We start from the raw sequence: 13,327 nt of genomic DNA on the forward strand, positions 1-13,327 counted from the left end.
GATGCGCTTGAGCATTCACCAACCCTTTATTTTTTCATCAGGATAGATTCCCCATAATTGGGGCTGATGAAGCCATCCATGAACATTATTAAGAGTGATTTCGCACCATTGTCCATCGCATTGGTGAACATTGCCAATGACATTAGGCTCTACTTCTGCCACAAGTTCTGAGTTGTCGGTGGGTTTTTTTCGAAGCATCAGCCGTTTTGTTTTATCTTTTTGCCATGGAATAGTTATAGCAGTTCGCTTTCCTGATAAAAGCGATTGATACACCCACCCTTCATCACCTTCTGCATCACGAATTTTGCGCCATTGATCATATTCTTGGATGATTTCAATAGGTAACCCCTTCTTTTTGTAAGTAAAAATGATGGAATAATTACTTCCTGGACCAACGCGTACATTAACACGCGTAGGTTTAATTGAAGCAAATCGCGGAAGTGGTAAACCACTGGGGCCTAAATTTTGATTAAATGTTTGTGCGTGCAACAAACGCGGTGAACCCAATACAATGACTTTTGCTATTAAGATACATGATCCAAGCATTAAAACGCGAAACCAACGAGAATTTTGCACACTGAACTCCTTTATTTCGTCATATATTGGTCATTTAAAATCTGGAAGATAAGATTGGAGATTGATAAAAATTATGCCATATCGCTCGTTAATGAGATCTAAACAATGAAAAAATTGTTACGAGAAGAGCAAAAGAAGGAAAACAAAGGTTTGAATTTCTTAGTGTTTATGAGGGGATAATTGTGAATAAATATTGGATTTTTAGCGCGCTGTATGCATGAGAAAGATATTAAAACAGCAAAGTATATTGTGGCTGGAGCCGTTTTGTATAGGAAATCAGAGCTAAATATTATCTCTTTTTTCCAAGACTGTTGCTCGAAATAAAAGCACAGTTATACATGTTATGAATACGAACACTATTCAGTAAAGGGATTAGATGTAGCTTGAGAGGACAGTTTTGAATGGACAAAAGAACACGGATGAATGAAGCATTTAAGTGTAAAAATATGAGCAACATTATAGAGGAGATTAATATATGAAGAGCTTTTTAACGGAATAGTTTTCCGTGATAATTCAATTGTTCTGCAGTTCCTAAGTTTAGAACATTCATAAGAAGCATTTTTATTCTATTTTCAGACAAACTCCGCTTATAATGTACAGGAAAAAAATCTTGATTGATTCAATATGAGAGGGTGTTGAGAAACTTTGCTGTTCACAGTTATTACTGAATATAAAAAAATTATTTATGAAGAAAAATCAATAAGTTATCAATTTTAACGCGTTATTTAAATTGTAAAAAAATTTTCATCAAAAATGATAAAAGGTGCTTACTCTCATCTTAAAATACAGCGTTTTCTCTGTTTATTTTCAATTTTCTTTTGTTTCAACTCAGTATAAAAAAGTTTTATGAAAGGGTAGGACTTATTTGATACGCTTATGAGGTTAATGACATAAGTGATGGGTAGAAGAAATTTATCAAGAAAAAAGAATCTATAGTGCCGTAGTTGAAATCCTTCATTCTTTAGAGGGATAGAATTAAAGGGATATAAAGAGTTATAAAATTATATCGTTTCATTACATAAGTGCAGGGAAAGAAGATTATGTATTTTCATATCCTTACACACAAAATCGCATATTATGAAAGCCATTTGTGTTTTGTAATCTGATTTAAAACCTTTGAAAGATGCAGAATATTTAAGAACAAAAAAAGAAAACCATCATGGGATTTGCATATAAGAAACAGTTATTTGAGAGATAAAAAGAGGGAGGGAAATTATAGTGAAAAGTGATAATAACACACCTTACATATAATCCACATTTTACATAAGAATAAATCTCTTAAATATCTAAAGTATCGTCGGTTAGCTATCTTTGAAAACTACAAGAGTAAAGTAAACTCTATCCTTACAACAAGAAACTTTATCACTTATAGATAATTAACATGTTAATTTATATAACTAAAATACGAGACAACATTTCACACAAAAAACCACACACAAGCAACCTCTTGCAATTGCCTATAAAGATAAAATTTTCTGGTAACTTATTCTTTATTGCTTATGCAGCTCTATGATGCATCGAAAGTGTATTATTTCACCGCCACAGCTCGTCCGTTACTAACAAAGCCTTCCCTTTGCGCACGCTTACGAGCAAGCTTACGTGTACGACGAATAGCCTCAGCTTTTTCACGAGCACGCTTCTCAGATGGCTTTTCATAATAACTACGCATTTTCATTTCACGGAAGATACCTTCACGCTGCATCTTTTTTTTCAACGCGCGGAGCGCTTGGTCAACATTATTATCACGAACGAGTACTTGCACTATTTATCCTGCTTTTTTCAGTTTCACAAATGATAGGAAAAACCTACGTCCTTTTAAAGGCACATCTAAAAGGACAGAGGCTTATATCATATAAATAAGACATTTGTCTATATCGCTTTTTAAAATTCTATCTTTTTTGTAATAAAATGCTTTTTATAATGAATAATAGAGTTTGCGGTTATAAACTTATGAAAGTCCTTGTATTTGATCACTTTCGTCAAGATAAATTTTTTCAGCGGCAGGATAATGTGGTAAGCCGGGCATGGTCATAATATCTCCACAAATGACAACAATAAAGCCGGCTCCTGCACAGAGACGAACTTCTCGTATAGGAATTTCAAAATCAACAGGAGCACCATATTGCTTGGGATCAGCAGAAAAAGAATAAGGTGTTTTTGCCATACAAATAGGGTAGGTGCCAAAACCTTCTTTTTCCCAAGATTCAAGTTGTTTAAGAATAGAAGTTGAGATGATGGCGCCACGCCCACCGTATAGCTTTGTTATAATACAATTAATTTTTTGAACGAGAGGAATATTATCTTGATAGAGAACTTTAAAATCGGAATCTTGTTTTTCAATTAAGGCAACAAGTTCTTGTGCAAGTTCTATAGCGCCTTTTCCACCTTGTTCCCAATGCTTACAAATAAGTGCTTTGTGTCCAGTTGTTGCAACTATTTTTTGTAATGTTCTTATTTCAACATCGCTATCGCTGTCAAAATGATTAATTGCTACAATACAAGGGATACCGTAGAGTTCCATATTTTTGATATGTCGTAAAAGATTAGCTGCGCCCTTTTCTAAAGCGGTGATATTTTCTTGTGTCAGGTTATTTTTTTCCACACCACCATTCATTTTTAATGCACGAATCGTTGCAACAATCACTGTTGCATTTGGGACAATACCGGCTTGCCGACATTTGATATTGAAGAACTTTTCCGCTCCAAGATCGGCTCCAAATCCTGCTTCTGTGACAACATAATCAGCCAGTTTTAAAGCTGTTTTTGTTGCTATAACTGAGTTGCAACCATGAGCAATATTGGCAAAAGGTCCTCCATGAACGAGAACAGGATTATTTTCAATTGTTTGTACAAGGTTGGGTTGTATGGCGTCTTTGAGAAGAACTGCCATTGCGCCTTCTGCCTTGAGATCAGCGACTGTTATGGGTGTTTTATCATAACGATAGGCAACAATAATTTTTTTGAGTCTTTGTGTAAGGTGTTCTAAATTTTCAGAGAGACAAAGAAGTGCCATAATTTCTGATGCGACAGTAATATCAAAACCTGTTTGTCGTGGAAAACCATTTGTGATGCCTCCCAATGAAATAATGATATCGCGCAATGCACGGTCATTCATATCAAGAACGCGCTTCCAAACAATACGCCGTGGATCAATGTTTAGAGTATTTCCCCAATAGATATGATTATCGATCATTGCGGCAAGAAGATTATGAGCTGCTGTGATGGCATGAAAATCACCGGTAAAATGTAAATTAAGGTCATCCATTGGGACGACTTGCGCATAACCACCACCAGCGGCACCACCTTTGACACCAAAACAGGGGCCTAAAGACGGTTCTCTCAAGGTGGCTATTGTTTTTTTGCCAATGAGATTAAGAGCATCACTCAGTCCAATGGTTGTTGTTGTTTTTCCTTCTCCAGCAGGTGTAGGATTGATAGCCGTGACAAGGATAAGTTTACCATCTGGATTGTTATTGAGTGATTTTATGTACGCAGAAGAAATTTTAGCTTTATCATGGCCATAGGGAATAAGATTTTCATCTGAAATGCCAATTTTTTGTGCAATTTCAGTAATATGCTTCTTTTTAGCAGTACGAGCAATTTCAATATCTGTTTTAGGCATGGAAAAATTCTTTAAACTGAGTTTTTATTAACTTTTTCGACCCGTATTCTATGGATTAATGAGAAGAATCCATGGAGAATAGGAAGTATAAGATATCATAGAGTTCAATGATGTGTCGCGCAAGAGATAATGCTAAAAGAACACAAGAAGGGTTTTCGCGTTTTTGGGAAAAAAAGAATCTCTATGTTTTAAGTTTTGGTAAGTTTTTAGCCAGCTTGCAATATCACTCTCAATATCTGCGAATGATGAATATCAGAAGGAAGTCTTTGGGTAGTCCATTTAAAAACTTTTGACACAGCGATATTGATGCGATTTTTATATCTTATATTTTGTTGTTTCGAATAGCACACTGAAGAAGTTTTAGAGGGTGGTAAACCGCAATTTGTGGTGGCACACCTAAAGTTCTGCTTCAGATAGGGTAGACAAAAATGAAATATTCAAAAATATCCATTGATGGAAAAGAGAAATAAACATGTAAAAAATTATCCACTTGATTAAAAATTGTAATCCAAAAGAGATCAAAAATAAGAGCATAGATTGAGACGAGAAAGCCATAACACATACAAACTCATGCAATCACTACGATGATTGCTCATAAAAAGCGCTTTGGATTGAATTGAAGGCCGCACAATATTCTATTCTATCAAAATGGCTAAAAAAACGACTCACAATAGAATGGAATAAAGAACTATGAGAAGATCAAAGATAAGCAAAAAATAAATTACATAAAAAGAAATTCAAAGGGCTTAAATGAGCAAGATATTAATTATTAAGTAGATGGCGCACCCGAAGAGATTCGAACTCCTGACCCCCAGATTCGTAGTCTGGTGCTCTATCCAGCTGAGCTACGGGTGCACACATTTCGATTTTCTACATTGTCTAAGACAATGGTTCCTAATCGTTTCATTAAAGAAATGCAAGTGAAACTTGGGTTGTCATAAAAAAAATCTCTTTTTTATGAGATATTAAAAAAGTTATAATATAGGATAGTTTCAGTTGGATTTTTGACAAGGGCATTTTCTTGCTGTGATCTTATCACGCAATATGAACGATAGTTAACTTGACGTTTTTGTCTATGAACGATAGTCAGCCAAAGATGATATATGTTTTTGCGGTGGGGGGTAAGATCTATACCTGCTGTTTGGTTTTTTTGTAAAACGCCGATATTACCGTTGAAAACTATTTCAGATAAACATGACACAGCAAAGGTGAATGTATGGCGTTATTAAAAAAGATCTTTCCATTGGTGTTTTTAATTGTCGTTTTAACGGTTACTTATTGGATTGGAAAACAGAGTGCGGAACAACCCATTTCTATAGTGGATAAAGCAAGTGTATCGTATAAAGCTCCAAAAGGAAAAATGGGAAGACCACCGACGAATGTTGTCGTTGACCGTGTGAAGATTCAAGATTTTTATGAACACCTTAACGTTCTAGGAAGTGGACAAGCACTTGCTGAAGTAGATTTAACCCCTTTATCACCAGGTGTTATTGATAAGCTTTTTGTGTCTGCTGGTGCAAAAGTACAAGTGGGGGATGTGATTGCAAAGCTTGATTCTAAAAAAGAGGAAATTGCGGCCGCAAAAGCAAAGGTACAGCGTGATAATAGTGCGTTAACGCTTTCACGCATTCTTAAATTACGCGCCAGCAATACAGCAACAGAAGTTCAAGAAATTACAGCACGTTTAGAGTTGGATAATGCAAATTTAGTTTTGCGGAATGCTGAGGTAGATCTCGATCGGCGAACAATTCGTGCACCGATTCCTGGAATTGTTGGTATTTTACCCGTTGATGCGGGGAATAACGTGACCCTTAATACTGTAATAGGTCATATTGAGAATAGAGAACGTATTTTGGTTGATATATGGGCTCCTGAACGGTATGTATCACAGATTCATAAGGGGGATGAGGTAACGGCAACATTAGCCGCGCGGCCAGATAAATCTTTTGTTGGTCATATTTACGCGATTGATAATGTTGTTGATCCAGAGAGTCGCACACTTCATGCTCAGGTTGAAATCAATAATGAAAAAGATACGCTCATGTCTGGTATGTCTTTTTCTGTTGCTTTGCAGTTTCATGGTGGTTCTTTCCCTGTCGTTAATCCTCTTGCAGTTCAATGGAATAGTAAAGGGTCATTTGTTTGGCGTGTAAGAGAAGGAAAAGTAGAGTCTATTCCCGTATCAATTATTCAGCATAAAGCGGATCAGGTTTTTGTAAAAGCTTCCCTAGAAGATGGTGATCAAGTTGTTATTCAAGGAGTGCAAACGCTTTATCCAGGAAGTAAAGTAACTATTGATAATCAAAATTTAAATCAACAGCAATTATCAGCAGTTTATGGAGCGGATATACAATGAGCCAAGAATTGAGTACAAAACAGCCTATGTCGCAGGTGGAGCAAAGTAGTCTCATTGCCTTATTTATTCGCAGACCGGTTTTTACTTTTGTTTTAAATGCCATTATCATCATTGCAGGATTTGCAGCATGGTTGAATGTTGATATAAGAGAATTACCCGATGTTGATACGCCAGTAACAACGGTTGTAACGGTATTTTCTGGTGCATCAGCGGAAACAATTGATCGTGAAGTGACAAAAATTATAGAAGATGCTGTTTCTCGTGTTTCAGGTGTTAAAAAGATTTCTTCAACATCTTCTTTTGGACTTTCTCGTGTGCAAATTGATTTTAATGTCGGTGTTGATTTGAATGTAGCAGCATCTGATATCCGTGATGCTCTGTCTCGCGTTACTTATACTTTACCCAAAGATGCAGATTCACCTTTGATTATTAAAGCAGATTCGAATGCTGCTGCTATGATGTATTTGGTTGTGACATCACCAACAATGAGTATTGATGATTTAACAACAGTTGTAGACGATAAGATTGTTGATGCGATTTCTGCTGTTGATGGTGTTGGTGATGTACAGGTCGATAGTGCTCGTAAAAAGATTTTTCAGATTGATATAGATCAAGCAAAACTTGCAAGTTATGGATTAACTGTCGCAGATATTTCACGTATTCTTGCTGATATGACAACGGATGTTCCAGTAGGGTCATTACGCAATTCTAAGCAAAGTTTAGTTGTTCGTGCCACGGCACGTTTAACAACACCGGAAACTTTTGAACAAGTTGTTTTAAAGCCTCATGTGCGTCTTGGTGATGTTGCGCATGTTACTTTATCACCCGATATAGAAACGGTTATTCTTCGTATCAATGGAAAGACAGGGATTGGATTAGGGATTGTGCGTAAAGCACAATCCAACACGCTTAATATATCTAAAGGTGTAAGGGCCGTTGTTGATAATCTCAAAAGTGTCATTCCTTCTTCTGTCCATATAGATGTTATTAGTGACGATGCAACTTTTATTAAAAGCGCTCTTCATGAGGTTGAGGTTGCATTGGTCATTGCTATTTTAAGCGTTATTTTGGTTATTTTTCTTTTTCTCAGAGACATTCGTGTAACGCTGATCCCTGCTGTATCTCTTCCCGTTGCTTTGATTGGTACCATTGCAGCTATTTATCTTGTAGGGTTTTCATTGAATATTCTCACATTTTTGGGACTTGTTTTGGCAACAGGACTTGTTGTGGATGATGCCATTGTTGTTCTGGAAAATATTGTTCGATGGCGCAATATGGGATTAGGCTCTAGGGCCGCAGCAGTGTTAGGAACCCGTGAAGTTTTTTTTGCTGTTATCGCAACAACATTGACTTTAGTGGCTGTGTTTGTCCCTATCTCCTTTCTTCCTGGACAAGTTGGAGGACTTTTTAGAGAATTTGGTTTTGTTTTGGCAATTTCTATTTTGCTTTCTGCAGTCGTTGCCTTAACGCTTTGTCCTATGTTGGCTTCACGTTTTCTCAAAGGACATATTGAGGAGAAAGAGGAAAACGCCCATCATCATTTTACTTTTTTATATAAATTGGGCTCTTTGTTTCATAATGCATATACTTACAGTTTGCATAAGTGTTTAGGAAAGCCTTGGGCTGTTGTTTTTGCTTCACTTGTTTTTGCTGCTCTTTGCGTTGGAGGTTATACGAAGCTTCAACAAGAATTAACGCCAGCTGAAGACAGAGCTCTTATCTTTTTGGTCATTAATGGACCACAAGGCATTTCAACACGATATTTGAACGAGCAGGTAGAACAAATTGAAGCAAGTCTACAGCCATTACGTGATGCGGGTGAGATTGCTAGCACTTACTCTATTGCGGGTTTTGCTGGTTCATCCAATACTGCTTTTTTGGTTTTATTACTTTCATCTTGGGATGAACGTTTACGCAGTCAGCAAGAAATTGTGAAAGATGTTAATGCAAAGGTTGGACAGTTTCCGGCAGTTACTGTGTTTGCTGCACAGGGAAATTCTTTAGGCGTGAGAGGAACAGGGCAAGGGTTACAATTTGCAATTCTTGGCAATGATTATGAAACATTACAACCCATTGCTGATAAGTTGGTACGTGCTTTACAAGATGATCCGCGTTTTATTCGTCCACGTTTGACTGTTGATGCAACACAACCGCAATTTTTTATTGAAATCAATCGAAAAAAAGCCTCTGACTTAGGGATTGATATCACCAATTTGGGCGATACATTACAAGCAATGTTGGATGGTAAAAAGGTTGGTTCCATTAACGTGGATGATCATTCTTACGATGTTAAATTGATGTCGCGTAAAAATTCCATGAAGAGCCCTAGTGATTTAGAAAATATTTTTTTAAAGACTAAAGACAATCGATACGTTCCTTTATCGGTTATTGCGCGTTTGCATGAAAAGGCTATCGCCCCCCAATTACAACGGGAAAAGCGCATGAACGCTATCACTTTAAGTGCAAATCTTGCTCCAGATATCACTTTAGGGGATGCTTACCAAACTGTAGAAAAAATTGCATCGCCTTTGTTATCGAAAGGAACCTATGTAGTTCCCTTAGGAGAAGCTGAAACACTTAATGAAACATCTTCTAATTTTATAATTGTTTTTGGTATTGCCTTTGTGATTATTTTATTGGTTTTGGCGGCCCAGTTTGAAAGCTTTATTTCAGGCTTTATTATCATGGCCACTGTCCCATTAGGGATTGGTTGTGCTGTAATTGCTATGCTCTTAAGTGGTGTGAGTCTTAATATTTACAGTCAAATTGGATTAATTTTGTTGATTGGTGTTATGGCAAAAAATGGTATTTTGATTGTTGAATTTGCAGATCAATTACGTGACCAAGGAAAAAGCGTGCGTGAAGCCATAGAAGAAGCAGCAAATATTCGCCTTCGCCCAGTTTGTATGACAATGATTTGTGCTATATTAGGGGGGATTCCTTTGGTTTTAGCCAAAGGTGCTGGTGCGGAAGCGCGTATAGCTTTAGGCTGGGTTATCGTTGGTGGTTTAGGTTTAGCGACTATTTTTACGCTTTATGTTACACCGGTTGTTTATCTTTTTTTGGGCCGTTTTATAAGATCAAAAGCAGAAGAAGATTTGCGCTTAACAAAAGAGCTTAATCAAGTTAAATGATGTATCGAGTAGAAAAGATTTGAAAGTTTATTCTCGTAAAAATATCATTTTCGGATCTTGGTTTTTGCTTTTATATTCTTTCATTTTTTATGTGAGCAGTGAAAAGAGCGAGCAATCAAGGAAACATTTTCTGTTTTGTTATTGTTTGGGTATAGATTTCATTATCAATAACCATATAGGATAAGCTTATGGGAGATAGCTTTTCAATTCGAAATGAAAAGGCTTTTGAAGTCGCATTAAGAGCTTTAAAAAGCCATGCTGCAAAGGATGGGGTTTATGATATTCGTCGGCATTTTTTAGAGGATGACCAGCGTTTTTCCCATTTTTCTCTCAGACTTGATGATTTTCTTTTCGATTTTTCAAAATGTGGTGTAACATTTAAAACGTTGCAACTTCTAGATGATTTAGCTGTCGCAGCAGATGTGTTAGGCCGGCGTGATGCAATGTTTTCGGGTCAAGCCATTAATACAACTGAAAAACGCTCCGTTCTTCATATTGCATTACGTTTACCTGCTAACGAAATTTTCGTGGTGAATGGTCATGATCTTATTCCCGGTATTCAAGACGTTCTTGAAGATATGGAACGATTTTCTGAAAAGGTACGTGATGGCCGTTATAAGGGAAGCAGTGGAAAGAGAATAAGTGATATTGTCAATATAGGTATTGGTGGCTCTGATCTTGGTCCTGCAATGGTTACATATGCTTTAAAACCTTATCATGATGGTCCACGTTGTCATTTTGTTTCTAACGCTGACAGTGCCCATATTTCGGATACTCTCTCTATTTTGAATCCAGCAACAACGCTTTTTGTCATTGCTTCTAAAACTTTTACAACGGCTGAAACAATGGTAAATGCTCAAGTTGCACGTCAGTGGATTTGTTCACATTTAGGGGAAGAAGCTATTCATACGCATTTTGTCGCTGTTTCGAGTGCACTTGATAAAGTGGCAGAATTTGGCATAGATTCGACCAGAGTTTTTAAATTTTGGAATTGGGTTGGAGGACGTTATTCAATTTGGTCCGCCATTGGCCTTGTTGTTATGTTTGCAATAGGGGGGCGAAATTTTCGTCAATTTCTCAATGGCGCTCTGCAAATGGACCAACATTTTAAAACCATGCCGTTGCATAAAAATATTCCTATTCGATTTGCTCTTTTAGGATTCTGGCATCGTGTTATTTGTGGTTATTCATCACGCTCTATCATTCCCTATGCGCAACGCTTAATACATTTTCCAGCTTATTTACAACAGCTTGATATGGAATCAAATGGGAAGCAAGTCTCGCTGGATGGAAAGCCATTAAATTTTTCAAGTGGTCCGATTGTTTGGGGTGATTCAGGAACAAATAGTCAACATGCTTTTTTTCAGCTTCTGCATCAAGGAACAGATGTTGTTCCTGTAGAATTCATTTTATTTGTAAAAGGGCATGAGAAAAATTTACGTTCTATGTATGAGATATTGCTAGCAAACGGTTTAGCGCAATCAAAAGCCTTGATGAAAGGGCGTAGTATTAAAGATGCTCGGCATATCTTGATAAAAAATGGCGTTGATGAACGTGAAGCAGATCACTTAGCGCTTCATAGAAGTTTTAAAGGAAACCGTCCAAGTATCACGTTGGTTCAAGATTTATTAACGCCCTTTACACTCGGTCGTCTCATTGCGCTTTATGAACATCGTATTTTTGTTGAAGGTATTTTAATGAATATTAATTCATTTGATCAATGGGGTGTTGAACTTGGTAAAGAATTAGCCAAAGAGTTATTACCCATTCTTCGTGGAGAAAGTGAAGCGGATAATCGTGATAGTTCAACATTAGGGTTGCTCGCCCATATTCAGGCAAGACGTGCAAAATAAATATAATTTGATAATAGATTCTGTACGAACTTAAGCAAAGGTAGAATGAGAGAGAAATATGAGATAATTCTCTATTTTACACTGTGCTTTCTTATTTTTTTGAATTAGTTTTTTGTGACAGAAAATAAAAAAAGTTCAAAAATTGTAAAAACGATAAAGAGCTTTAAAATCCTTTGAAAATAGATTGGTACAAAGCACACAAAACTCATTGGTGAGTTATGTTAAAGACATCCTAATAATATCATTTTAGTTAAACTTTGGCGGAGAGAGAGGGATTTGAACCCTCGATAGAGTTACCCCTATGCCGCATTTCGAGTGCGGTGCTTTCAACCACTCAGCCACCTCTCCATATGAAGTACGACAAAAATCCGCACTATCTAAGTATATTAAGTATATGATGGGTAGATAACCTTCAATTGTTTTTGGTACAACCTTTTTTTCTTTTTTACGGCACTTTATTGACAGAGAATAGAAATTCCTTCATATATGCAGAATATGAGCGCGGAGGAATCCGCGCCTATTTGTGTTGAGGAAGGTTTTATCCTTCTTTAAAATTGATTACGACTGATAAAAAGCAGCCTATTTTCCCTTATTTCAAGGTAAAAATTAAATAAGAGCTGGAGTGAACGGAAGGATAAAAAATGTTCGCAGTCATTAAAACCGGTGGGAAGCAATACCGCATTGTTGCTAACCAAGTGGTAAAAGTTGAAAAAGTTAATGGAAATGCGGGTGATGTTGTTGAATTTAATGATGTATTAATGGTTGGGCAAGAAGGTAATGCGGTTATTGGAACACCCGTTGTTGCTGATGCGCTGGTGACGGCTGAGATTTTAGAACAGGCACGTGGACGCAAGGTTATCGCATTTAAGAAGCGCCGTCGTCAGAATTCCAAGCGCACGCGTGGTCATCGTCAAGAATTTACAACGCTGCGTGTTTTAGAAATTTTAATGGGTGGTTCAAAGCCTAAGAAAGCAGCTGCGAAACCCATAAAAAAGGAAGAAACGGCAGTAAAAGAAACAAAAGGTACTGCTGTTGAGAAGAAAGCTGAAAAAACGGCTGAAAAAAAGACAGCATCGCAGAAGAAAGCGGCTGTAGCATCAAAGAGTAAGAAAGATTAAAGGAGAGCGTCTATGGCACATAAAAAAGCTGGTGGTTCCTCGCGTAATGGTCGCGATTCAGAATCGAAACGTCTAGGCGTTAAAAAATTTGGTGGTGAAACCGTTATTGCTGGAAATATTATTGTTCGTCAGCGGGGAACACGTTGGCATCCTGGCGACAATGTTGGCATTGGAAAAGACCATACGCTTTTTGCTTTATCAAAAGGAAAGGTTTCTTTTCAACGGAAAGCGGGTAACCGTTCCTATGTTTCAGTTATTCCTATGGTGGAGGCAGCAGAGTAATCTGTAGCATTTCCTCTAGCAATCAACTGGAATTTCATTGGTTTAAGTAATTTAACTGAATTGCAGTTGTAGTTTTTAAGCATTAAAAGGGAAAGATAGAATGTTATCTTTCCCTTTTTGCGTTGGTACTATAATAAATCTAGAAAGTAAGGTTATTTATAGAGTTTTTTTAAAAGTTTAGTGGTTGATAAGAGTGAGGATGCACGTACTTTGCAAATGTACGACAGAGGGCATTGTGTGTTTGCGATATTGATTGAAGAAAAGGATTAGCTTAAAATATATCAATGTTATATGATTGAGGGGTTAGTACGTAGGATAAGCTGTACAGAATTTTAAAGATAGTAAGTTGCATGGAACAATTTTTAATGGTGTAATAAATTGATAAG

General features: G+C 36.9%; 8 protein-coding genes and 2 tRNA genes. 5 read left to right on the forward strand and 5 right to left on the reverse strand.

Annotated elements, in window-relative coordinates; translation table 11 throughout:
* Window positions 1–15: 15 nt before the first annotated feature.
* The 4 genes from CER18_RS00845 to CER18_RS00865 all read right to left on the reverse strand — a co-directional run bounded on the left by CER18_RS00845 (window position 16) and on the right by CER18_RS00865 (window position 5,053).
* Window positions 16–576, reverse strand: coding sequence for an SH3 domain-containing protein (locus tag CER18_RS00845; RefSeq protein WP_100128224.1), 561 nt, complete (start codon window positions 574–576; stop codon window positions 16–18).
* A gap of 1,528 nt (window positions 577–2,104) precedes the next feature.
* Window positions 2,105–2,338 carry a 30S ribosomal protein S21 gene (gene rpsU / locus CER18_RS00850; RefSeq protein ID WP_100128225.1) on the reverse strand — a complete coding sequence of 78 codons (234 nt, stop codon included), beginning with the start codon at window positions 2,336–2,338 and terminating at the stop codon, window positions 2,105–2,107.
* A gap of 186 nt (window positions 2,339–2,524) precedes the next feature.
* Entirely contained in the window at window positions 2,525–4,198 is a 1,674-nt protein-coding gene (locus CER18_RS00855; protein ID WP_100128226.1) for a formate--tetrahydrofolate ligase, read from the reverse strand.
* A 778-nt stretch (window positions 4,199–4,976) separates the two neighbouring features.
* A tRNA-Arg gene (locus CER18_RS00865) sits at window positions 4,977–5,053 on the reverse strand.
* Between the two features lie 361 nt (window positions 5,054–5,414).
* Here CER18_RS00865 and CER18_RS00870 point away from each other — a divergent pair.
* From CER18_RS00870 to pgi, 3 genes are all read left to right on the forward strand, one after another.
* On the forward strand, window positions 5,415–6,554 hold the full coding sequence (locus CER18_RS00870) for an efflux RND transporter periplasmic adaptor subunit (RefSeq protein WP_100128228.1): 1,140 nt from the start codon (window positions 5,415–5,417) through the stop codon (window positions 6,552–6,554).
* A complete protein-coding gene (locus CER18_RS00875; RefSeq protein WP_100128229.1) occupies window positions 6,551–9,688 on the forward strand; it encodes an efflux RND transporter permease subunit in 3,138 nt (1,045 codons plus the stop codon). The genes CER18_RS00870 and CER18_RS00875 overlap by 4 nt, the downstream gene beginning before the upstream one ends.
* A gap of 188 nt (window positions 9,689–9,876) precedes the next feature.
* Window positions 9,877–11,541 (forward strand): glucose-6-phosphate isomerase, encoded by a 1,665-nt coding sequence (pgi, locus tag CER18_RS00880; RefSeq protein ID WP_100128230.1) that lies wholly within the window; start codon window positions 9,877–9,879, stop codon window positions 11,539–11,541.
* A 258-nt stretch (window positions 11,542–11,799) separates the two neighbouring features.
* On the opposite strand, the gene CER18_RS00885 is transcribed toward pgi, so the two are convergent.
* Window positions 11,800–11,889: transfer RNA gene (locus tag CER18_RS00885), tRNA-Ser, on the reverse strand.
* Window positions 11,890–12,182: 293 nt separating this feature from the next.
* On the opposite strand from CER18_RS00885, the gene rplU reads away from it, so the two are divergent.
* Both rplU and rpmA read left to right on the forward strand, forming a co-directional pair.
* The gene (gene rplU / locus CER18_RS00890) at window positions 12,183–12,659 is read left to right on the forward strand and encodes a 50S ribosomal protein L21 (protein WP_100128231.1); all 477 of its coding nucleotides are present in this window, start codon (window positions 12,183–12,185) and stop codon (window positions 12,657–12,659) included.
* 12 nt (window positions 12,660–12,671) lie between these two features.
* Entirely contained in the window at window positions 12,672–12,941 is a 270-nt protein-coding gene (gene rpmA / locus CER18_RS00895; protein ID WP_100128232.1) for a 50S ribosomal protein L27, read from the forward strand.
* Window positions 12,942–13,327: the final 386 nt, after the last annotated feature.

The sequence above is a fragment of the Bartonella tribocorum genome, assembly GCF_002777915.1.
Taxonomy (GTDB): domain Bacteria; phylum Pseudomonadota; class Alphaproteobacteria; order Rhizobiales; family Rhizobiaceae; genus Bartonella; species Bartonella tribocorum_A.

Excerpts from the sequence above, each read along its gene's own strand:
- CER18_RS00855 (WP_100128226.1), bottom strand. The coding sequence starts at position 4,198 with ATGCCTAAAACAGATATTGAAATTGCTCGTACTGCTAAAAAGAAGCAT.
- CER18_RS00870 (WP_100128228.1), top strand. The coding sequence starts at position 5,415 with ATGGCGTTATTAAAAAAGATCTTTCCATTGGTGTTTTTAATTGTCGTT.
- CER18_RS00875 (WP_100128229.1), top strand. The coding sequence starts at position 6,551 with ATGAGCCAAGAATTGAGTACAAAACAGCCTATGTCGCAGGTGGAGCAA.
- pgi (WP_100128230.1), top strand. The coding sequence starts at position 9,877 with ATGGGAGATAGCTTTTCAATTCGAAATGAAAAGGCTTTTGAAGTCGCA.
- rplU (WP_100128231.1), top strand. The coding sequence starts at position 12,183 with ATGTTCGCAGTCATTAAAACCGGTGGGAAGCAATACCGCATTGTTGCT.
- rpmA (WP_100128232.1), top strand. The coding sequence starts at position 12,672 with ATGGCACATAAAAAAGCTGGTGGTTCCTCGCGTAATGGTCGCGATTCA.